Source organism: Streptomyces sp. D2-8, assembly GCF_023184515.1.
Classification (GTDB): domain Bacteria; phylum Actinomycetota; class Actinomycetes; order Streptomycetales; family Streptomycetaceae; genus Streptomyces.
Genome location: NZ_JAAHBP010000003.1, coordinates 429,454 through 451,241 on the forward strand (window position 1 = coordinate 429,454; position 21,788 = coordinate 451,241).

Annotated in this window: 17 protein-coding genes and 4 pseudogenes; 15 read left to right on the forward strand and 6 right to left on the reverse strand. The window is 71.0% G+C overall.

Annotated features, from left to right (window positions below; genetic code table 11):
- Positions 1-76: 76 nt before the first annotated feature.
- The 3 genes and pseudogenes from G3I77_RS08265 to G3I77_RS08275 form a co-directional block, all read left to right on the forward strand.
- A complete protein-coding gene (locus G3I77_RS08265; RefSeq protein ID WP_248501967.1) occupies positions 77-2,773 on the forward strand; it encodes a GNAT family N-acetyltransferase in 2,697 nt (898 codons plus the stop codon).
- A gap of 12 nt (positions 2,774-2,785) precedes the next feature.
- Positions 2,786-3,517, forward strand: a complete 732-nt coding sequence (locus tag G3I77_RS08270; protein ID WP_248501968.1) for a CBS domain-containing protein — start codon at positions 2,786-2,788, stop codon at positions 3,515-3,517.
- A gap of 138 nt (positions 3,518-3,655) precedes the next feature.
- Positions 3,656-3,823 (forward strand): annotated as a pseudogene (locus G3I77_RS08275) (pyridoxamine 5'-phosphate oxidase family protein); the annotation flags it as partial.
- Between the two features lie 101 nt (positions 3,824-3,924).
- Here the strand turns inward: G3I77_RS08275 and G3I77_RS08280 are convergent.
- Both G3I77_RS08280 and G3I77_RS08285 read right to left on the reverse strand, forming a co-directional pair.
- Positions 3,925-4,590, reverse strand: coding sequence for a CBS domain-containing protein (locus tag G3I77_RS08280; RefSeq protein ID WP_248502624.1), 666 nt, complete (start codon positions 4,588-4,590; stop codon positions 3,925-3,927).
- Between the two features lie 75 nt (positions 4,591-4,665).
- Positions 4,666-4,988: pseudogene (locus G3I77_RS08285) on the reverse strand (hypothetical protein); the annotation flags it as partial.
- A 903-nt stretch (positions 4,989-5,891) separates the two neighbouring features.
- Between G3I77_RS08285 and G3I77_RS08295 the strand changes: the two are divergent.
- Together G3I77_RS08295 and G3I77_RS08300 are read left to right on the forward strand one after the other, a co-directional pair.
- A complete protein-coding gene (locus G3I77_RS08295; RefSeq protein ID WP_374385381.1) occupies positions 5,892-6,647 on the forward strand; it encodes a cation transporting ATPase C-terminal domain-containing protein in 756 nt (251 codons plus the stop codon).
- Positions 6,548-7,453, forward strand: coding sequence for a universal stress protein (locus tag G3I77_RS08300; RefSeq protein WP_248501969.1), 906 nt, complete (start codon positions 6,548-6,550; stop codon positions 7,451-7,453). The genes G3I77_RS08295 and G3I77_RS08300 overlap by 100 nt, the downstream gene beginning before the upstream one ends.
- 657 nt (positions 7,454-8,110) lie before the next feature.
- Here G3I77_RS08300 and G3I77_RS08305 read toward each other — a convergent pair.
- On the reverse strand, positions 8,111-9,319 hold the full coding sequence (locus G3I77_RS08305) for a low specificity L-threonine aldolase (protein ID WP_248501970.1): 1,209 nt from the start codon (positions 9,317-9,319) through the stop codon (positions 8,111-8,113).
- Here G3I77_RS08305 and G3I77_RS08310 point away from each other — a divergent pair.
- Positions 9,292-9,875 (forward strand): annotated as a pseudogene (locus G3I77_RS08310) (transposase); the annotation flags it as partial. The gene G3I77_RS08305 and the pseudogene G3I77_RS08310 overlap by 28 nt on opposite strands.
- Here G3I77_RS08310 and G3I77_RS08315 read toward each other — a convergent pair.
- A pseudogene (locus tag G3I77_RS08315) lies at positions 9,787-9,980 on the reverse strand (transposase); the annotation flags it as partial. The pseudogenes G3I77_RS08310 and G3I77_RS08315 overlap by 89 nt on opposite strands.
- A gap of 865 nt (positions 9,981-10,845) precedes the next feature.
- Entirely contained in the window at positions 10,846-11,589 is a 744-nt protein-coding gene (aztA, locus tag G3I77_RS08320) for a zinc ABC transporter ATP-binding protein AztA (RefSeq protein WP_248501971.1), read from the reverse strand.
- A 16-nt stretch (positions 11,590-11,605) separates the two neighbouring features.
- Here aztA and aztB point away from each other — a divergent pair, with 16 nt between their 5' ends.
- The 4 genes from aztB (at position 11,606) to aztD (ending at position 15,989) form a co-directional block, all read left to right on the forward strand.
- Positions 11,606-12,466, forward strand: a complete 861-nt coding sequence (gene aztB, locus G3I77_RS08325) for a zinc ABC transporter permease AztB (RefSeq protein ID WP_248501972.1) — start codon at positions 11,606-11,608, stop codon at positions 12,464-12,466.
- A 21-nt stretch (positions 12,467-12,487) separates the two neighbouring features.
- On the forward strand, positions 12,488-13,723 hold the full coding sequence (locus tag G3I77_RS08330) for a hypothetical protein (protein ID WP_248501973.1): 1,236 nt from the start codon (positions 12,488-12,490) through the stop codon (positions 13,721-13,723).
- Complete coding sequence (gene aztC, locus G3I77_RS08335; protein WP_248501974.1) at positions 13,720-14,697, forward strand: zinc ABC transporter substrate-binding protein AztC; 978 nt, start codon at positions 13,720-13,722, stop codon at positions 14,695-14,697. Before G3I77_RS08330 ends, aztC begins: the two co-directional genes overlap by 4 nt.
- 89 nt (positions 14,698-14,786) lie before the next feature.
- Positions 14,787-15,989 (forward strand): zinc metallochaperone AztD, encoded by a 1,203-nt coding sequence (gene aztD / locus G3I77_RS08340; RefSeq protein ID WP_248501975.1) that lies wholly within the window; start codon positions 14,787-14,789, stop codon positions 15,987-15,989.
- Positions 15,990-16,200: 211 nt separating this feature from the next.
- Here aztD and G3I77_RS08345 read toward each other — a convergent pair whose 3' ends face one another.
- The gene (locus G3I77_RS08345) at positions 16,201-17,400 is read right to left on the reverse strand and encodes a hypothetical protein (protein ID WP_248501976.1); all 1,200 of its coding nucleotides are present in this window, start codon (positions 17,398-17,400) and stop codon (positions 16,201-16,203) included.
- An 85-nt stretch (positions 17,401-17,485) separates the two neighbouring features.
- On the opposite strand from G3I77_RS08345, the gene G3I77_RS08350 reads away from it, so the two are divergent.
- From G3I77_RS08350 to amiA, 5 genes are all read left to right on the forward strand, one after another.
- On the forward strand, positions 17,486-18,463 hold the full coding sequence (locus G3I77_RS08350; protein ID WP_248501977.1) for an ABC transporter substrate-binding protein: 978 nt from the start codon (positions 17,486-17,488) through the stop codon (positions 18,461-18,463).
- Positions 18,464-18,555: 92 nt separating this feature from the next.
- The gene (locus G3I77_RS08355; RefSeq protein WP_374385367.1) at positions 18,556-19,710 is read left to right on the forward strand and encodes a FecCD family ABC transporter permease; all 1,155 of its coding nucleotides are present in this window, start codon (positions 18,556-18,558) and stop codon (positions 19,708-19,710) included.
- Positions 19,707-20,714 (forward strand): iron ABC transporter permease, encoded by a 1,008-nt coding sequence (locus G3I77_RS08360; protein WP_248501978.1) that lies wholly within the window; start codon positions 19,707-19,709, stop codon positions 20,712-20,714. Before G3I77_RS08355 ends, G3I77_RS08360 begins: the two co-directional genes overlap by 4 nt.
- Positions 20,715-20,734: 20 nt before the next feature.
- On the forward strand, positions 20,735-21,556 hold the full coding sequence (locus tag G3I77_RS08365) for an ABC transporter ATP-binding protein (RefSeq protein ID WP_230222471.1): 822 nt from the start codon (positions 20,735-20,737) through the stop codon (positions 21,554-21,556).
- Positions 21,557-21,613: 57 nt separating this feature from the next.
- Positions 21,614-21,727: a streptamidine family RiPP gene (gene amiA / locus G3I77_RS08370; RefSeq protein WP_241270818.1), complete on the forward strand. Its 114-nt coding sequence runs from the start codon at positions 21,614-21,616 to the stop codon at positions 21,725-21,727.
- Positions 21,728-21,788 lie beyond the last annotated feature (61 nt).

Below are 21,788 nucleotides of genomic sequence, written 5' to 3' on the forward strand. Positions count from 1 at the left end.
GGTCCCTGGGCGTGACCACCGGCGCGACAGATGCTCGACACATCAGAAGACCCGAGCGGCTCGGAGGAGAACCGCCATGAAGGACGACACGTCCCACCGCCCCGCGGTTCACGCGCTGCTCAAGGACGGCACCACCGTTCGTATCCGCGCCGTCGAGCCCGGGGACCACGACCAACTGGAAGGGCTCTACACGGAGATGTCCCCGGACAACCGCCGCCTGCGCTTCTTCTCCGCCGGCGCCCGCTCGGCCGGCCTGGCCGCGGACACCGTGTGCGCGCCCGCCCGGCGCGGGCATCGGGCCCTGCTCGCCGAACGCGCGGGACAGGTCCTCGGCCTCGTCGAGTACCACGCCGACGACGACGCGCCGGACACCGCCGAACTCGCCGTCGCGGTCGCCGACGGCCTGCACCACCGCGGCGTGGGAACCCTGCTCGTAGAGCACCTCGTCTCGGCCGCCCGGGCCGACGGGATCATCGCCTTCACCGCCGACGCCCTCGGCGAAAACCACGAGGTGCTGCGGCTCTTCGCCGACCTCGGCCTCGCCGCGACCCGGCGGTTCGACGGCCCCGAGGTGCACTGCGTCATCGACCTGCACCTCGACGAGACCTACCTGACGGCCTCGGAGGCCCGGGGACGGGCCGCCGATGTGGCCAGCCTGGAGCCGTTGCTGAGGCCGCGGTCCATCGCCGTCGTCGGGGCCGGCCGCCGGCCCGGTTCGGTGGGACGCGCCCTGCTGCACCACCTCCACGGGGACGGCTTCACGGGCCGCCTGTTCGCGGTGAACCCGGCCGCCATGGCGATCCTCGGGGTACCGTCCTACCCCTCCGTCGGCGCCCTTCCCGTCGCCCCTGACCTGGTCGTCGTGGCGAGCCCGGCCGAGACCGTGCCGGCCGTCGCCGAGGAGTGCGGAAAAGCGGGCGTACGCGCCCTCGTCGTGGTCTCCGCCGGACTGGACACGGAGCAGTCCGGGGCCCTGCTCACCGCCTGCCGGGCCCATGGGATGCGCCTGGTCGGCCCCAACTGTCTCGGCGTGGCCAACACCGCCCCCGGGTACCGGTTCGACGCCACCTTCGCCGCCGCACACCCGCGTGCCGGGACCGCAGGGGTCGCCGTACAGTCCGGCGGTGTCGGCATCGCCCTGCTGGAGGGAGTGTCCCGGCTGGGCATCGGCGTCTCCACGTTCGCCTCGCTCGGCGACAAGTACGACGTCAGCGGCAACGACCTGCTCCAGTGGTGGGAGAGCGACGGCCGCACCGACCTCGCCCTGCTCCACCTGGAGTCCTTCGGCAACCCGCGGGCCTTCTCCCGCACCGCCCGGCGTGTCACGCGGCGCATGCCGGTGCTGACCGTCGACGCCGGACGCACCGACGCCGGCCGCCGCGCCGCCGCCTCGCACACCGCCGCCGCGGCATCCGGCACGATGACCCGCCAGGCACTGTTCACCCAGGCCGGCATCACCGCGACCCGCTCCGTCGGCGAGCTGCTGGAAGCGGTGGCCCTGTTGCACGCACAGCCACTGCCGGCCGGCACCCGCGTCGCCGTGATCACCAACGCCGGCGGCGCGGGAGTCCTGGCCGCCGACGCCTGCGCCGAAGCCGGCCTGACCCTCAACCCACCCAGCCCCGAACTGGCCGACGACCTGCTCGCCGCGCTGCCCGCCGGAGCGAGCGCCGGCAACCCCGTGGACGCCACCGCCGCCGTGACCGAGGACGCGTTGAGCACCTGCGTCGAGCGGCTCGTGGGTCACCCGACCGTCGACGCGGTCCTGGTGGCCCTCGTCCCCACCGCGGTCGCGGCGGCGACGGGTGACGACCTGGCCCGAGCCGTCACCCGGGGGCCCGGCCGCCGGGCCAAGCCCGTCATCGTCGTACGCCTGGAACAGGCCTTGCCGGTCACCCTCCTGCCCGTCACCGACGGTGAGGCGATCCCCTCGTACGCCGAACCGCAGGCGGCGGCACGGGCGCTGGCCCACGCCGCCCGACGGGCGGCCTGGCTCGCCCGGCCCGTCGGCGCCGTGCCGGACCTGGTCGACATCGACACCTCCCGTGCGCACGCCGTGGCGGACGACTTCCTCGCCCAGCAGCCGGACGGAGGCTGGCTGGACCCGCGCTCCTGCGCCGAACTCCTCTCCTGCTACGGCATCCCCCAGCAGCCCTGGGCCTGGGCCGAGACCGAGGACGACGCCGTACGCGCCGCCGAACGCCTGCGCGGCACCGACGGCCGAGTGGTCCTCAAGGCACACTGGCCCGGACTCGTGCACAAGAGCCTCCAGCACGCCGTCCACCTCGACCTGCGCGACGAGGCCCAGGTACGCATGGCCTTCCAGGACCTGCGAACCCGCTTCGAAGGACTCATGACCGGAGTCGTCGTCCAGCCGCTCGCCCCCCGCGGCACCGAGTTGTTCGCCGGCGTCGTCCAGGACGGCGTCTTCGGCCCGCTCGTCGTCTTCGGCCTGGGAGGCACGGCGACGGAGGTGCTCGCCGACCACGCCGCCCGTCTCGCCCCGCTCACCGGTCAGGACGTGCACGACCTGATCACCGCCCCGCGCTGCGCCCCCCTGCTCTTCGGCACGCAAGGCGGCGGCCCCGTCGACCTGGAGGGACTGGAACAGGTACTCCACCGGCTGTCCCGGATGGCCATGGACCAGCCGCAGCTCGCCGAGGCCGACTTCAACCCGGTCCTCGCCACACCCGGCGGGGTCACCGTTCTCGACGCGCGGATACGCCTGCTGCCCCGCCGGCCGCAGGACCCCTATCTGCGCCGACTGCGCTGAGGAGGAACAGACATGAGGAACCAGAAGGTCGGCTCCGTGATGACCACCGAGGTGATCCGCGCCGAGTACGGCACCCCCTTCAAGGCCGTCGCCAGGCTGCTCTCGGAACACCGCGTCAGCGGACTGCCCGTGGTGGACGACGACCAGCACGTCATCGGCGTCGTCTCCGAGACGGATCTGATGCTCCACCAGGCCGCGACGCCGCTCGCCTACGAGTCGCCCCCGCGGTTCCGCGTCGCACCGCTGACACCCCGCGCCCGCCGGCGGGCGGCCAAGGCCCGGGCGCGCACCGCCGGCCGCCTGATGACCGCTCCCGCCGTCAGCGTGCACGCCGAGGACACCGTCGTCGAGGCTGCCCGCACTATGGTCGAGCACCGCGTGAACCGGCTCCCGGTACTCGACGAGGACGACCGCCTGGTGGGCATCGTCACCCGGCACGACCTGCTGCAGACCTTCCTGCGCCCCGACGCGGAGATCCGAGAGGAAGTGATCCGCGAGGTGCTGGAGCGCGGACTGTGGCTGGTCAACGGCAGCATCGATGTCGCCGTGACGGAGGGAGTCGTCACGCTGGAAGGCCAGATGGAGCGAAAGAGCGAGACCGAGATCGCCGTGACCATGACCCGCAGGACCGACGGAGTCGTCGACGTCGTGGACAGGCTCACCCACCGCTTCGACGACTCCGAGTTCCGGGACGACACGCGCGTTCCCGGCGGCGTCGCGGACGACTGGCTGCGGCGTCTGTGAAAGGAGGCGGACCACCGTGGAGCAGAGGGTGTCGGTCGCCCACGGGGCGACCAACGGCTCGACGGAAAGGATCGCCCAGACCGTGGCGGATGTGCTGCGGACGGCGGGGATCACGGCCGAGGTGCTGCCTACCCGGTCATCGGGCCCCGGTCCTGGGTGCCCTGGCCCGTGGAGGCCTTCGTGCGCATTGAGCCGGAGCTGGTCACCGGCCGGGTGCCGGTCGGCGGGGGCACTCTTCACGGAGCTGATATGCCGCCGTCGGCTTCGACAAGGTGGTCGACACCACCGTCGACGAAGGAACGCTGACAGAAGGCAGCAGGCGGCTTCCGGCTGACGGCAGCACTCGCGACGCGCCTTCGGATCTGCTTGATCCGAAGGCGCGCACGACCCGTCCCCTGCCCGGCGTGTCAGTCCGCCCGACGCACCACGTCGCCGTTCGGCGGATCGAACTCGACATCGACCACCCCCTCGACCGCGCGGACCAGCCGGGCGGCCATGGGCACCAACGAGGTGTCCCGCAGACGGCCGCTGAGCGTCACCCTGCCGCCGGAAACGCGGACCTGGATTGGTTGCGAGGAGGCGGCGAAGAGGGGGGAGACGATCTCCCGGCGAATCTCGTCGGCGAGCTCCTCGTCGGACCGAAGGAAGACCTTCAGGAGATCGGCGCGACTGATCACGCCTTCGAGGAGTCCCTCGGCGGTGGTGACGGGCAGCCGCTTGACCCGCCGCTGTGCCATGACCCGGGCGGCTTCCGCCAGCGTGGCGTCGGCGCGGACGGTGACGGCCGGTGTACTCATCAGCTCGCCCGCAGTCAGTGCGCCCGCTTTGGCCAGGTCGGGCAGCCGCCTCAACTGCGTGAAGCGGTCGGGGTCGCTGTCACGAAACTCTTCCTTGGGCAACAGATCTGCCTCCGACACCACACCGACGACACGTCCCTCGCCCTCCAGGACGGGCAGGGCACTGATCTTCCACTGCTGCATGAGCTCGACGATCTCTTTGAACGAGGCGCCGCGGCCCACGGCCACGACGGTGTGCGTCATGACATCGCTCACGAGATGCGGACCATGTGACATGAGGTTCCTCCTCGATGCGCCGGGTGTGCCGACGACGGTTTCGGTGACGCCTTCGGGCTCCGGGTACACCCGGTGCCCGCTGCCGTAGGGCGCGTAAAGATCGAGCAGGCGAATGCGAGCCGCATGCAAGCGGTGGGCGACACGGAGCCGACCCAAACGGCGACGGCACGCCCGAACTTCGGATCTCGCGAGCGCACATGGCCCGTACGGCCTCCGCGTCCAACTCCCAGGCCCTCACCGGGCTCAGCGCCCCGCTGCCACTGGTACGGCGGAAAGCGCCAGGATCAGCTGAGGAGTTCCGCGTGACTCACCGACTCGATGGCGGCGGCCCGGCGGCCGGGAACCCGCGAGTCGAGCGTGACGGTGCCGCTGCGGATGACCCGGAACCGGTCGGCCCGCGGTCATGGTGGTGGTCATCGTCCGATCCTTTTCGCGTCCTGTGGCTCGTAGTTGCTCTCAGCCTGAACGGAAGCTGGGTGCTGTGACACGGGTCGCCCGGGTCCCGTCGCCGGGTCGTTCGGCCCCATCGCGCGGACCCGGACTACGGAGACGGCACCGCACAGCGCTCATGCACCGCGAGGGTCAGGTGGTGAAGAGGCGGAAGGGAGGGAAGGAGAACCACTTCTCGTGGATCCCGGTCACGCGGTACGCAGACGCCACTGCTTCTCCACCCTGCCCACGGAACGGCTGGCCGTTCTGCACGGTGACGAACACCCTGGCTCAGGCTCCGGACGCGGCGCTGGGCGGTCCGGTGCGACACCGGTGGCGCGTACGTCGAGCATCCGGACAGACTCGTCGGTCGGGTCCGCGACACGTCGGTCGTCCCGCTGGCCGAGCGGCTGGTGCGCTCGGTCGAGGGCGTGGTCGACGTTCGCTGCGAGCTCACCGGGCCCCGTCACCGTCCGGCACTCGAACTCGACTTGGAGGCGGAACAGCCGAGCAGGACCGGAGGGTCGATCCCGTGAGAGAGCCCGCCGACCGCGACAAGGATGACACCCGCCATGACCACGCCCACGACACTCGCGACCGCCGACGCACGGGGAGAATGCGCCGGGGACCACCTGCCCGGGGCGTTCAACATCCCCCGACCTGATCCGGCGGGCCCTGCCTGACATCCGGGCACCCGCCGACCGCGGCGACGTCCTGATGGTGTGGGCCTCCGGCTCCGCTCCGAGAACGCCCGCGTGATCCTCGCCGGGAACGGCATCCCCACCGACGCCCTCTCCAGAGGCACCGGCATCCGGGCGGCCGACGGCCACGACCTGCACCAGCCCCGGAGCACCGCACGAACCGGCTGGGGGATGGAGCGGCAAGTCCGTCTGAGCTCCACCCGCCGCCTGGCCGCCATCACCCGCTCCGGCGCGGTCATGGCCGCCGGCACCCTTGCCGTCTTCGCCGGCGCCCACCACCTCACCGACACCGCGACCGCCGCCACCATGGCCTTCACCACGTTCGTCCTCTTCCAACTCTGCAACGCCCTGGCCGCGCGCAGCGAGGACGGCCCCGTCCTCGGACGCCACCAGTTGCACAACCGCACCCTGTGGATCTGTCTGGCCGCCGTCCTCACCCTCCCTCGAGTGGGATGTGCCCTGCCCGTCGGTGAGAACGTGACGGTCTCGGACACGCGCGGTCGACCGGACGGCCCCGCTCTCGAGCCCCGTCGGGCCGATGGGCCGAAGCCCGCGGGCCACGGCGGCCCCGTCACCCGAAAGCGGCGACTCGCCTGTTCGAGGAGATGTCGGGACTGTGCCGTAAGGGCACGGTTACCGCCACCGAGGCCAGCCACCTCGGGACGCGGACGCCGAGGGGCGCCGTACTCACGGGAGTTGTCCTCCCCGCCCTGGAGCCGACCTGCCGATGGGGCCGTTCGGCCCCCGTTCGAGCCCATCGGCCCCTGCCCCCGGAAGCCGCTGAACGACAAGGTCATAGCAGATACCCGACACAGGAGGTGGGCTACATGCCCGGTACGATCATCGTGGGACTGGATGGCTCGCTGGAGAGCCGGGCCGCAGCCGATTGGGCCGCCCGCGAGGCCGCCCTGCGAGGGCTGGCGGTGAAGCTGGTTCACGTGTGGCAACCGGTACCCGCACGCATGGCGCAGGCTCCGCTCCTCGGCGCGGAGACTCACCAGCACTGGACCGAGCGGATTCCGCGAGAGGCCGCCGAGGGCCTGCGGCTGCGCCACCCGGATGTCGAAGTGGGCATCGAGCAGCTGACCGGCTCGCGGACCGACGCCCTCGTGGAGGCGGCGGGCGACGCGGAACTGCTGGTCCTCGGCTCCCGTGCCCTGAGCGGCCTCGGAGGCTTCCTGGTGGGGTCCATAGGGCAGAGCGTGGTCGCCCGCACCGAGACGGCCGTGGTGCTCGTGCGCGCCGGGGAGCAGGCCGTGGACGAACACGTCAGGGATTCCGCCGGCATCCCGTCCGCCGCCACCGCGTTCCGGCCCGTGGTCCTGGGCCTGGACGCCGACAGTCCCGACGAGACCGTGCTCGACTTCGCCTTCGAGGAGGCCAGGTGCCGCCAGGCCCCGCTGACCGCGGTACACGGCTGGGACCTGTCGCCCTACGCCGTCTACACCATGGGAGCGGGCTTCGAGACGCACGAGGAGTTCGCCCGAGCCGAGGCCACCGCGCTCACCGAGGCGCTGCGGCCCTGGCGCCAGAAGTACCCGGACGTCGAGGTCACCGAGGTCTCCCGCCCCGGCAGCGCCGCGAACCTCCTCGTCGACGCCTCCCGCGACGCCTCCCTCGTCGTTGTCGGCAGGCGTCGTCGCCGCAATCCGCTGGGCGTGCACATCGGGTCCGTCGCTCACGCGGTCATGCATCACGCCGTCGCCCCCGTCGCCGTCGTCGCGCACGGCTGACCCGCCCGTCACGGACAGAAGGACGACGTGTCATGAGGGCCGTGGGCGCGTAGGCGCCTCGGGCGATCCTCTGGGCCACGGAATCCGCGCCGAGGTCGCCATGCCGGCGCGACGGGGACGGGCAACGGCACGCCGCCGCGCCGTCGGCCGCCGTCCCGCCTCCCGCCCCGAACGGGCCGGGAGGCGGGGGTCACGTACAAGGGGACGATGCAGTGCAGGTGGCCCACGGAGCGGGCGCCGACAGGAATCAGGAGGAGACCCCCTTGGCACCGTCTCTTCGATGCACCGACGAACGCGGACGGCGAATGGCCAGCGGTCTGGTGGCAGGGCGCCGGCAGCGCCGACGACCCGCCGGACTTCTCGACCCTCGTCCTCGCCGGTCCGGAGGGGCCCATCTTCGACGCGGGCACCCATGAGCGCGCCGATGGCCTACCCCGGGGCGGTCCCTGCCGGGTGGGTGCTCGGCGCCCGCCCGGCCCTCTTGGTCAAAGGGCAAGGGCAACAACGACGTTGAACACGTCGAGCCGATCACCGTCTGTGCCGAGGGGCGAGTACGTGCATGCTGCCGAGCAGTGGGACCTCGTACTGGACGACCTCTTCGTGCTCTCCTGCCCGGAGGTCAGGGCGCTCGCCTGACCTCCCAGGCTCCGCCGCCGGCTACTTCGTCTTGCGGTTCGCGGAGAAGGCAGGCTCTTTCCCCAGCACTTCGATCGTCTCTTCCATCTCGCGGACCTTACGGCGCAGTTGCACCAGTTCCTCGCGCTCGGCCATGGTCAGCGCGCCCGCCGTCCCTTGGCCTCGCTCCGCCGCCAGCTCCTCCGCGATCGCCGCCGCGAACGCGTCCACGTCGCCCTCGGTGGTGTCGAAGGAGGTCATCCAGCGGACCTCGCCGGCCTGCTCGTCCCAGGTGTAGAAGCGGAAACGCTTCTGGAGACGCTCGGTGACGGCCGGCGGCAGGACGGCGAAGATCTGGTTGGCCTGCACCGGGCGAGAGATCTCCAGGCCCGGCAGCTCGCGCACCGCCTCGTACAGCCGCTGGGTCATCGCGTTGGAGCGGGCCGCCGAGCGCAGCCAGAGGTCGCCGCCCAGCAGTGCCTCGAACTGCACCGACATGAAACGCATCTTGGACCCCAGCTGCATGCTCGTCTTGCGCAAGTGGGCCATGCCGCGCACCGCGTCCTCGTTGAGCACGATCACCGCCTCGCCGAAGAGCAGCCCGTTCTTGGTGCCGTCCAGCGAGAGGACGTCCACGCCGGCGTCGGTGGTCATCTCACGCAGGGACACGCCGAGGGTGGCGGCGGCGTTGGCGAGCCGGGCGCCATCCAGGTAGACGAGCATGCCGAGGTCGTGCGCGTGGTCGCAGATCGCACGGATCTCGTCCGGCCTGTAGCAGGTACCGAGCTCGGTGGACTGGGCGATCGAGACGACCTTGGGCCGGGCCCGGTGCTCGTCCTCGAAGCCCCATGCCTGGCGGTCGATCAGCTCAGGGGTGAGCTTGCCGTCCCATGCGGGCACCGTAAGGAGTTTGATCCCGGCGACCTTCTCGGGCGCCCCACCCTCGTCGACGTTGATGTGGGCCGACTCGGCGCAGACCACGGCGTCCCAGCGGTCGAGCATGGTCTGCAGCGCGACCACGTTCGCGCCGGTGCCGTTGAAGACCGGGTACGTGTGCGCGGTGGGGCCGAAGTGGCCGCGCACCACTTCCTGGAGGCGCTCGGTGTAGACGTCGGCGCCGTAGCTGACCTGGTGGCCGCCGTTGGCCAGGGCGATCGCCGCAAGGATCTCGGGGTGCGCCCCCGCGTAGTTGTCGCTGGCGAAGCCGCGCTCGCCCGGGTCGTGCCCACCCTCTTCCCTCGGTCCTGACATCGATGCCCGGCGTCGGCGTCAGGACCGCCGCAGTCCTGCTGGTCACCGTCTGCGACGGCACCAGCTTCACTACTGCCGTCCACCTCGCCTCCTACGCCGGACTCGCCCCCACCATGAGGTCGTCGGGAACCTCGATCCATGGTGAACACGCACCCGAGGCGGCAACCGGCAGCTTAAACGGGCCATATTCCTGTCCGCCTTCGCCTGCATGAACGCCGACCCGGCCTCCTGCGCCTACTACGACGAGCTACGCGCCCGCGGCAAAGCCCCCCCCCAAGCCCTCCTCCGCCTCGCTCGCTAACGCATCAGCGTCCTGTTCGCCATGCTCCGCGACGGTACCTTCTACGAACCCCGCACCCCCGAAGACGTCGAGCGGCCGCATGGCCCCAGCAGGCCAAACCACCCTAAATCCAACTTGGACGCCTTAGAGTCGTGTTCTCCCGTTGCTCATCACGTGACGTCGGGTCGCGCCAGGAGAGGGTGGTCTCGCCGGCGAGGCGGCGGGCCATCAGGTCAGTCATGGCAATGTGGATCATGGCTTCGGAGCGGGCGGTGAGGGTCTCGTAGTCGCGGGCGAGACGACGGTGCATCACGATCCAACCGATACTCCGCTCGACCACCCAGCGCCTTTGGCAACGTGAAACCCGCGGGCGTCCGGGTTTCCTGGACGCTCTCTCGAAGCGCCTGGCCCGACAGGGTCGGTCGGCGCTCGCCCTGGAGGCCGTGCTGGCGAGCGGGTGGAACCGCATGGGGCGCCGTACCTGCATGAGCCTCACGATCCGTCAGTTAAATCAGCATATGATCAGCATGAGTCCCCGAGCATTCCGAGGCGGTCGTCCGAACAGGCGCCGGGGGTGGTGGCATCACAGTGACGCGGGTGGCGCGGAAGCCCAGGCAGGGAGCCTTCGCGTCAGAGTGAAGCGATGTTCCTCACAATCTTCGAGTCCGGCGCGTGCCAGTTGTAGAGTCAAGACCGCCCTTGACCTGCAAAAAGCAGGCAGGGAGCCGTCTTCCAGGAGTCCACCATGCTGCGCACCATGTTCAAGTCCAAGATCTAGTACCTGGGCGTTTGTGCAGGACGGAGGTTTGATCGGGCGCAGCGGGTCAGCAAACGGTCAGCATCGGACGCGGGGCGTCCCGGGTTGATGGCCTGGCGACCTCCTTGGTGGGGGTCTGAAGCAATGCCTGGTTCCGGTCCGGAAGGCGGAGAGGGCTGCACCAGGTTCCCGTGCGCGGGCTGTTCACGGTCAGGCGGGCGTGGACGGCCACGACCGAGGGCATGTGGCGGTGCCGCCCGGATCGCGGCGGACCTGGCAGTCGCAGGCCGCGCTCCTGCTTCGCGCTCTGGGGGAACTCCTCGACGGCCCATCCGACTGCCTGTGAAGGCAGATCGGTTCGCGCTGCGTGGCGCCTGCCGGGCAGGCGGTCGCTCAGGGCCGGGCATGCTGCGCCAGGCGAACACCTCGGCCTCCCAGGCGCCGGTTGGCCATCGTGGCAGGGCCTTCGCGGTTGCTGTGCTGTGCTCCTCAGAGCGCTTGCCAGACCTGGGCCAGCGCCGACGTGGTCAGGACCTGGTCCGGACGTCCCTGCCCGACGAGGCGGCCGTCCTGGAGCAGGAGGCAGGTGTGCGCCGCGCGCGCGACCTCCAGGTCGTGCGTTGCCTGGACGACCGTCACGCCGTCGGCGACGAGCGCCGTCAGCAGCGCCCCGATCCGCTCCCTCGCCTCCGGGTCCAGGCCGGTGGTCGGCTCGTCGAGGAGCAGCAGGTCCGACTCCTGTGCCAGACCCTGGGCGATGAGCGCACGTTGACGCTGCCCGCCCGACAGTTCGCCCAGTTGACGTGAGGCGAGGTCGCCGATGCCGAGCCGGTCGAGCGCCGCGTCCACGGTCGCGTGGTCCCGTGCGGTCAGCCGGCGCCACGGCCCGCGCTCGCCCCAGCGCCCCATCTCCACGGTTTGCCGAACGGTGAGCGGGAGGGTGTCGCCGACTGCTCCGCGCTGCGGTACGAAGGCGGGCGGTCGATCGCCGGTGCGGAGGAGATCGCCGGATGTCGGCTTGATCACACCGGCGAGCACACCGAGCAGGGTCGACTTGCCGCTGCCGTTCGGGCCGACTAGCGCCGTCGTGGTCAACTCGGTTATTTCCGCACTGACTTGATGGAGTACTGGGCGCCCTGGATAGCCGGCGCACAGCCCCGAGAAGCGGAGGTGAGCAGTCCGCTCGAGGGGAGGGGCGGGAGAGGGGCACGGTTTTTTGAACATGGTTTTCATTGTAGTGTCCTGCCTCATGGAGTGGTTGACGGTCCCGTTCGAGGTGACCTTCGTGCAGCGGGCTCTCTGGGGCGGGATGCTCGTGTCCGCGATCTGTGCGCTGGCGGGCACCTGGGTGGTGCTGAGGGGGATGGCCTTCCTCGGTGACGCCATGTCCCACGGGCTGCTTCCGGGCGTCGCGGTGGCCGCGCTCCTCGGGGGGAACCTGATGGTGGGCGCGGTGGTCAGTGCCGCCGTCCTGACGGCCGGTGTCACCGCGCTCGGCCGTACGCCGAGGCTGTCGCAGGACACCGGCATCGGGCTGCTGTTCGTCGGCATGCTCTCGCTCGGCGTGATCATCGTGTCGCGCTCGCAGTCCTTCGCGGTCGACCTGACCGGCTTTCTCTTCGGTGACGTCCTCGCTGTCAGGCAGCAGGACCTCCTGGTGCTCGCGGCGGCGTTGCTCGCCGCGCTGGTGGTGTCGGTGCTCGGTCACCGTGCCTTCCTGGCCCTGGCGTTCGACTCGCGCAAGGCCCACACCCTGGGGCTGCGCCCGCGCGTGGCCCACGCCGTGCTCCTCGGCCTGCTCGGTCTGGCGATCGTCGCCTCGTTCCACATCGTCGGAACGCTGCTCGTCCTCGGACTGCTCATCGCACCGCCGGCGGCCGCCCTGCCCTGGGCCCGCTCCGTGCGCGGGGTCATGGTGCTCGCCGCCCTGCTCGGCGCCTTGGCCACATTCGGCGGCTTGCTGGTGTCCTGGCATCTGAGCACCGCAGCCGGAGCGACCGTCTCGGCCCTCGCGGTGAGCCTCTTCTTCCTCTCCCACGTGCTGTCCGGGCTGCGTGACCGCCGTACGCGCCACGCCCACGCCCCAGCCCCTGTACTCGAAGTCAACTGAAAGAAGCCAGAGGCGATCGTCATGACCGTCCGCAGAAACGTCTCTCCGTGGGCATCGGCCGCACTGGTGCTCACCGCGCTGCTCACCACGAGTTGCGCGGGGGAGAAGAGCAACGCCGCACGACCCGCCGCGAGTTCCCCGTCCGCCGTTCCGCACGGGTACGTCGAGGGCGCCCAGGAGGCCGCCGAGCAGCAAGCCCGGCTCCTCCTCAACGACCCCGACAGCGGAAGCACCAGGATTCTCGACCTCGTCACCGGCAAGGTCCACAGGACGGCCCAGGTGAAGGGCGCCGTTCGGCTGGGTACGGACGGCAGGTTCGGCTACCTCCAGGCGCCCGGCGGCACGCATGTGCTCGACAGCGGCGCCTGGATGGTGGACCACGGAGATCACGTCCACTACTACAGCGCGGCGACACGGGACGTGGGTGAACTCCCTGCGAGCAGCCGAGCCCAGGTACGCAGTGACGTCGCCGTGACCGCGGTGACCGACGAGAACGGCCGCACCGTCCTGTACGACCGCAGCAGGCTGGAGAAGGGGGAGATCACATCTCCCCAGACGCTGCCGGGCACTTACACCGGTGCCGTCGTGCCGTACGAGGAACACCTGCTCGCCTTCGAGAACAAGGGTGGCACCACCGAACTCGTCGTCCTCGACCGCAAGGGCGAGCGCGTCGCCTCCCCGGACGTGACGTGCGAAGAGCCGCGAGGAGACGCCGTCACCCGACGCGGCGTGATCCTCGGCTGCGTCGGCGGCGCCCTGCTCGTCCGGGCGCAGGACGGCGCCTTCACCGCCGAGGAGATCCCCTACGGGCGGGACGTCCCGGCGCAGGAACGAGCCACCGCCTTCCGCCATCGACCCGGCAGCGACACCCTCACCGCCCCGGCCGGAGACGACGCGGTCTGGGTCCTCGACGTCGCCGAGCGGACCTGGAAGCGGGTGGACACCGGACCGGTCGTCGCGGCCAACACAGCCGGAGAGGGCTCCCCGCTGCTCGTTCTGGAGAACGACGGCTCGGTGCACGGCTATGACATCGCAACCGGAAAGCAGACTGCACGGACCAAGTCGCTGCTGACGGAAGGGAAACGGGCCGGCGCAGGCGGCAGGTCCCCCCTCATCGAGGTCGACCGCAGCCGCGCCTACGTCAACGACCCTGAGGGCAAGAAGGTGTTCGAGATCGACTACAACGACGGACTGCGCATCGCGCGCTCCTTCGACCTGGACGTCAAGCCCGTCCTCATGGCGGAGACCGGACGATGAGCCGAACCCAGGTGAAGCAGCGCGCGACGGTGGGCATCGCACGCCTGCGGCACCTGATCGCGGGCCTGCTCGCCCTCGTGACAGCCGCGACCGCCACCGCATGCACCACCGGCGATGACCGGACCAGCATCGTCGTCACGACCAACATCCTCGGCGACGTCACCCGCGAGATCGTCGGCGACGAGGCCGACGTCACCGTCCTGATGAAGCCCAACGCCGACCCGCACTCCTTCGGTCTGTCGGCGGTGCAGGCCGCCGAGCTGGAGCAGGCCGACCTGGTCGTCTACAACGGCCTGGGGCTGGAGGAGAACGTACTGCGGCACGTGGACGCCGCCCGCGAGTCCGGTGTCGCCACCTTCGCGGCCGGCGAGGCGGCCGACCCGCTCACCTTCCACGCGGCCGACGACGGCGGCCCCGAGGGCGAGAAAGGGCAACCCGACCCGCACTTCTGGACAGACCCCGACCGGATGCGCAAGGTCACCGGCCTGATAGCCGACCAGGTCATCGAGCACGTCGACGGCGTGGAGTCCGGAACGATACGCGCCAACGCCGACCGCTACGCGAAGCAACTCACCGGCCTCACCACCTGGATGGAGAAGTCCTTCGGCCGCGTTCCCTCAGACAAGCGGGCCCTGGTCACCAACCACCACGTCTTCGGCTACCTCGCCGACCGCTTCGGCTTCCAGGTGATCGGAGCGGTCATTCCCAGCGGCACCACGCTGGCCTCTCCCAGCTCCTCGGATCTGCGCTCCCTCACCGAGGCGATGAAGAGAGCAGGCGTACGCACCGTCTTCGCCGACTCCTCCCAGCCCCAGCGGCTCGCCGAGGTACTGCGGACGGAGATGGGCGGCGGTGTTCGCGTCGTCGAGCTCTACTCGGAGTCCCTGACGGCGAAGGGCGAGGGCGCCGACACCTACCTGCGGATGATGCACGCCAACACCACCGCCATGGTCACCGGCCTGACCGGCGACTGACCCTTCGAGCCTCCCGGCACACCGGTCATCGGGCGCCACACGCCATACCCCTCATACCGCCACCGCGCGGTGCAGAAAGGAACACACTGATGAACAAGTCGATACGCGGCAGAGCCCTTACCGGCGCGGCACTGGCCTTGGCGGTCTCCTCGGTTCTGACCGCCTGCGGCGGAGAGGGCTCTTCCTCCACCGATACCAAGTCCGACGGAACCACGAGCGCCACGCCCGCCGTGGCGGTCAAGGATCCGCTGGTCGCCACCTTCGACGGCGGCCTGTACATCCTCGACGGCGAGAGCCTGAAGCTCGCCAAGACGATCGACCTGCCCGGCTTCAACCGGGTCAACCCCGCAGGCGACGAGGACCACGTCGTCGTCTCCACCGACAGTGGATTCCGTGTCCTGGACGCCACCGACCAGACCCTCACCGACATCGAGTACAAGGGCGCCAAGCCTGGCCACGTAGTCCGTCACGCCGGACAGACCGTGCTCTTCACCGACGGCACCGGAGAGGTCAACGTCTTCGATCCCACCGCCCTGAGCACGGGCAAGAAGCCGGAAGGGCGCACCTACACCTCTGCCGAGCCGCATCACGGTGTAGCCATCGAACTGGCCGACGGCACACTCGTGAGCACCCTGGGTACCGAGGAGAAGCGCACCGGCGCGCTGGTGCTGGACAAGAACAACAAGGAGATCGGGCGCAACGAGGACTGCCCCGGTGTCCACGGCGAGGCCGCCGCCAAGAACGAGGCCATCGGCATCGGCTGCGAGGACGGCATCCTGATCTACAAGGACGGCAAGTTCACCAAGATCGACGCCCCCGACGACTACGGCCGCATCGGCAACCAGGCCGGCAGCGACGCCTCACCGATCCTGCTGGGTGACTACAAGACCGACCCCGAGGCCGAGCTGGAGCGGCCCACCCGCATCTCGCTCATCGACACCGACAAGAAGAAGCTGCGTCTGGTCGACCTGGGCGTCAGCTACTCCTTCCGTTCGCTGGCTCGCGGCCCGCACGGCGAGGCCCTGGTCCTCGGCACCGACGGCGCCCTCCACGTCATCGACCAGAACACCGGCAAGATCGAGAAGAAGATCCCCGCCGTGGGCAAGTGGCAGGAGCCGCTGGACTGGCAGCAGCCCCGGCCCACCTTGTTCGTCCGCGGGCACGTCGCGTACGTCTCCGAGCCCAGCAAGAAGGTGCTGCACGCGATCGACCTGGAGAAGGGGAAGAAGATCACCTCTGTCACCCTGCCGGAGAGCACCAACGAGCTGTCGGGCGTCGTCGCCGGACACTGACTCCGCCACGTCCCCTCGCAGCCGTGGCCTTCGCGCCGCGGCGGCGAGGGCACACCGCTAACACCCGCCCCGCGGGACCGGACTCGGCAGCCGGCCACGACAGGAGAAGCGGCGTACGGACGTACGTGTGGCGCGGTATCGGGCAACGGGCAACGCCCCTGCGGGCGGCGGCCGTTCCCGCCGCCCGGAGTGTGCCGGCCCGCACAGGCCGTCACCGCCCCACGGGATCGCCGTCGGCACCGTCGTTCCGGACGCGCAGTGTCATGTGGCCGCCGTGATGCAGAGGTGTGGTCAGCCGCGGACGGGTCGCCTCGTGGCCTGTCTCCGCGTCGATGATGTGCACCTCGCCGTGGCCGCCCCGGGTGACGGCGATCCAGTCGGAGCCCGGTGAGGCGGCCACCGCTCGGCGTTGGACGCCTTCCCAAGGGGTGCCACCGCGACGCGGAGCGCCGTCCATGGCCGGCAGGGGACAGCGGCGCACGACGCCGTCGGCGCCGACAAGGATCAGTTCGTCGCCGTCGGGGTGGACACGGGTGAAGGCGGTGTGGCGCCGGGCGAGGGCCAGCCGGAAGACGAGCCCGGGACCGAGGTCCGTGAGTACGGTGCGGCCGGTTGTCAGGTCGTGGTGCCATGCCTGGTTGGTCCAATCCGGCCATCGCAGCGGGTCCGGGTCGCCGCCGCGCAGTGTGGTCCACAGCGCCTGTCGGCGGGTGTCGAGCCGGAGGTACCAGCCCCGGGCCGGCGATCCCCAGGGGATGATCGCCTCGGCGGCGAGCGCGCCGCCCTTCCTCCGGGCCCGGTGCACTCCTTCGCTCGTGGCTGCGAACACGCGCTCCGAGCCGGGTGCTTGTGCGTCCCCGTGTCCGTCGTCCGGCAGCGGCAGGAGCGCGTGAGGTGTGACCGGAGGGCAGCCGGGCGGAGCCGCGAGGAGATCCATGAACCGGTGAACCGCCAGCGCACCGGGCTCCCGGTGCCGCAGTACGACCAGCGGGTCGCCTTCGCCCAGGACCGTCACGCCCGGTTCGCCGACGCGCGTGCGTACCCGCGCGGCTTCCCCGGTGGCCAGGTCGAGGACCGTCAGCAGGTCCGTCCACGGTTCGCTGTTCTTGCCGAGGCCGGTGGTGACGGCCAGTCGGTGGCCGGACGGGTCGCAGGCGAGGTGCTCGGCCGGCACTGCGACCGAGATCGCACGCTCCACGAGCTTCTCGGCGAAGGGATCGAGCACCAGCAGTTCCCCGCGACGGTCGTCGACGCAGGCCACCCGCCCTCCCGGGAGTGCCAGGAACCCGGCGTGCTCGGAGAGATGACGGCCGGTGAGGCGTCCTACTGCGGCGCCGTCCGGCACGGTCAGCAGGTGTACGGCTCCGGCCACATGGTCGGAGACGAGCAGGACGGGTGTGGCAGCAGGCATGAGTCCTCCAGAAACCGGTCTGGTGAAAACGATTATCATGTATCTTCGGTGCGTTCCCGGTACCTGAAAAGAAGCGAGGGCATCGATGCTGCGCTCATCGTCGAGATTTGTTCGCAGTTGGATCGCCGCAGCGGCGGTGGGTTCCGTCCTGGTCGGCTGCGGTTCGTCCTCCGAAGAACCCGCGGGCGACAAGGCCAAGCCCGCGGCGAAGACGGAGGTGACCGTCGAACCCATCAAGGCGTCGACGGAGTTGACCGACACCAACGGCGTCAAGGTCTCCTTGAAGAAGGAGCCCGAGCGGATCGTCTGCCTCTTCGCCCTGTGCGACGACATCCTGACGGAACTGGGCATCGTGCCGACGGCCAGCAACAGCGCGTTGCTCGCCCACCCGGACTTCCTGGGGGAGCAGAAGGCCAAGGAGGTGGACGTCATCCCGGGCGGATTCATCGCCCCCGAGGTGGAAGCGATCCTTTCCCACAAGCCCGATCTCGTGATCGGCCTCGGGGACACCCACGGCAAGCTCGCTCCGGCGCTCAAGGGAGCGACCACGTTCTGGGCCATGCAGCCCGAGACGTGGCAGGACAGCGTGGGCTACCTGCGCGACACCGCCGCGCTCACCGGCCGCACCGCCCAGGGGGAGAAGGCGGAAAAGTCCTTCCGGACGAAGCTCGCCGAGGCCGAGAAGGCCCCGAGCGAGAAGACCGCGCTCATCATCTACGGCAGTGATGAGAACTTCGGCGTGGCGACGCCGGAAGGTGACGTGGCCGCCAGCCTGTTCCCCAAGATCGCCGACTACCCGTGGAAGTCCCGCGGTGTGGAGGGCAGTTACAGCCTCGAAGAGATCCTCGCCCAGGACGTCGACGTGCTGTTCGTCGAGACGCTGAGCTTCGGCGACGCGGACGGAAAGCTGTCGGAGAAGCTGGCCGAGAACCCGCTCTGGGGCAAGATCCCGGCCGTGAAGAACGGTGACGTCCACGAGGTGAACTCAGAGGTGTGGGCCAAGGGGCGCGGCACCCGCTCGCTGGGCATCGTCCTCGACGAGGCCACGGCCGCGCTGCGGTGAGGAAGCCCCTCCCGGTGCCCGCCGCGGCCGATCGCGCCGCGGCGGGCGGAGAGCGGCCGTCGCGCGGTGCGCGGAGGTGGCAACCGCTTCTGGTGGTCGTGTTGCTGGCCGTCTCCTCGGTCTGCGCGCTCAGTCTCGGCACGCCCAACGTCCCCCCGCACCGGCTGTTCGCCGCGGTGATGGGCGGGGACACCACCCTCGCCGGGATCGTCGTGAGCGAACTCCGCGTGCCCCGCCTGCTGCTGGCGTTGGTCGCCGGAGCCTGTCTGGGGGCGGCCGGACTGGTGCTCCAGGAGGCGCTGCGCAATCCCCTGGCGGTGCCGGAGATGCTGGGCGTGTCGTCCGGGGCCGCGCTCGGGGTGGCCGCGCCGCTGGTGCTGACCCTCTCGCTGCCCGCCGCCGTCCAGCCGCTGCTGGCCATCGGCGGGGCCGCGCTCGGCGGCGGGCTCACGCTGCTCGTCGCCGGGCTCGGCCGCAGTCCGTCCGCGGTGCTGCTGACCGGCGCAGCGGTGGCGGCCGCGCTGCAGGCCGCGCTGCTCGTCCTGATGGTCATGGCCGACCAGCTCGACCTCCAGCTGATCTACCGCTATCTGCTCGGTTCCCTCTCCGCCCGGACGTGGGACGACGTGACGGGCCTGTGGCCGTGGCTGCTCGTCGCCGTGCCCGCCCTCGTGCTGTGCGCGCCGGTGCTGTCGGTGCTGCGGCTGGGAGATGAGGACGCCGAGGCGCTGGGTGTGCGAGCTCAGCGCGCCCGGCTGGCCGCGCTGGCCATCGCCGTGGTGCTGATCGCCCCGGTGACGGCCGTGTGCGGGCCCGTCGCATGGGTGGGGTTCCTCGCCCCACACCTGAGCCGCTGGTTCGATCCCGCGGCCGGAGCGGTGCGCTGGCTCCCATGGTCCGCGGCGTGGGGCGCTGTCGTCGTGGTGGTCGCCGATGTCCCGGCCAGACTGGCACTGGCACCCGTGGAGACGCCTGCCGGTGCTTGGACGGCTCTGCTGGGGGTGCCGGCCGGCGTCGCGCTGATGCGGTCGGGTGGCCGTCGCCGTGCGGTCCGGCGGGGACCGGCCGCTCCGGCCGCGCCGCGCGAACCGCTGCCCGGACCGCGGAAGACGGCTTCCGGTCCGGCGGACGAAGTCCCTCACGCCAGGGCATCGCATCACCTTCGCCGGGACGACCCCGGGTGCGGCGGGCCCGGCGATACCTCCTCGCCACCTCTCAGGACAACCAGTGCGGAGGACGTACGGTGACCCGGCGTTTCGCGGCGCTCGCGGCACTGGCCGTCGTCTGCGCCGGAGTGGAAGTGGTGGCCGGGCGCGGCATGTCCCCCGGTGTGGTCTGGGACGTCCTCAACGGGGGCGGTGACGCGACGGAACGCCACATCCTGTTCGAACTGCGCCTGCCGAGGCTGCTGGTGGCCCTCGGCGCGGGCGCCTGCCTGGCCGTGGCTGGGCTGGTCCTGCAGTCTGCCCTGCGTAATCCCCTGGCCGGGCCGGAGGTGACGGGCGTGACCCCGGGGGCGGTGCTCGGTGCCGTCACCGCGACCGCCCTGGGACTCGCCGGGTGGGATTCGCCCCTGGCCGTGGTCCTCGCCGCGTGCACGGGTGGGTGTGCCGGAGCGGCGCTCCTGTGGCTGCTCGCCGGCCGCGGGCGCGGTGATCCCGCGCAGACCGCCGTGCACGGGGTGCTGGTGTCGGCGGTGCTCGGCGGGCTCACCGCCATGGTGCTGCTGGTGGAGCCGGGTGAACTCGGCAGCGTGGTGCAGTGGCTGGTGGGCACCACGGAGGGCCGGGTGTGGCAGCACTGGCACCTGCTGTGGCCCTGGGCGCTCGTCTGGGGGGTCGCGGCCTGGCTGCTGGCCGGGCCGTTGACCCTGCTGCGCTGCGGGGACGACATCGCCCTGGCCGCCGGCCTGGCCGCCCGCCGGACCCGGACCCTGGCCCTGCTGTGCGCGGTGGCGCTGACGGCGGGCGCGGTGGCAGCCGTCGGGGCGCTGGGCTTCATCGGGTTGCTCGTCCCGCATCTGGCTGTGGCCGTCTTCGGCGCGGACCTGCGCCGGAGCCTTCCCGGCGCCGCCCTGACGGGCGCGGTCGTGGTGTGCGGGGCGGACGCGGCCGCGCAGTTGTCCTCACGGCTGGTGGCGGCGGCGCTCGACTCGGGACGGCTCACGCTGCCGGTCGGGGCGCTCACCGCGTGCCTCGGCGCCGCGTTGCTGCTGGTCGTCGTGCGCCGCACGCCGAGCCGTACGTTCTGACGTCGAATTGAGGACAGAGCATGACCGAGTCCGTGGGGATCCACGTCGAGGGGGTCCACTTCGGCTACCCCGGACGACCCGTGCTGCGGGGCGTCGACCTGACCGTCCGGCCGGGCGAACTGACCGCCCTCATCGGCCTGAACGGCTGCGGCAAGTCGACCCTGCTGCGGCTGGCCGCCGGGCTGCTGCAACCGGATGAGGGGAGCGTTCGGCTCGGCGGGGACGACCTCGCCCGGCTCTCGAGGCGCGCCACGGCCCGGAGAGTGGCGCTGCTGCACCAGTCCGCTCCGGCCGTCCCGGGCATGACGGTGAGTCACCTCGTCCGGCAGGGGCGCTACGCGGCACGCGGCCCTCTGGGCATGCTGCGCGAGGGCGACGACCCCGTCGTGCACCGGGCGCTGAAGGACGTCGGGGTGGAGGACTGGGCCGACCGCGACGTCGACGCGCTGTCCGGGGGCGAGCGGCAGCGGGTGCGGCTCGCGATGGCGCTCGCCCAGGACACGCGCGTGCTGCTGCTCGACGAGCCGACCACCTACCTGGATTTGCACCACCAGCTCGACGTGCTGCAGACCGTGGTGCGCCTGCGCGAGGAACGCGGGCTCACCGTGGTGATGGTGCTGCACGACCTGGCCCACGCGGCCCGGTTCGCCGAACGCGTCGTCGCCCTGCGCGATGGCCGTGTGGTGGCCGACGGAACGCCGAAGGAGGTCGTGACACCGGGGTTGCTGGCGGACGTGCTGAAGGTGGCCGGCCGGGTCGGCCGGGACCCCGAGGGGGGCTGGCCGGTGTGTTATCCAGATCACCCTCTCTCCGCTCTAGAATATGAAAATCAGATTCATTAGATTGTGGTCACGGCGCTCATCCGAACGCCGTATCTCCCTGCTGATGAAGGAGAGTTCATGGACAACGAGCAGGTCTTCGCGCCGATCGCCGACCCGGGACAGCTGGCTCACGACTCGGCCTCCCACTCCAACGCGCTCGTCGAGAACCCCTTCGAGGACACCGAGGAGTAAGCAAGGGCCTCACCGCCCTCGACCGTGGGCCCGCCCGATGCCTTCCGGGCGGGCCCACGCC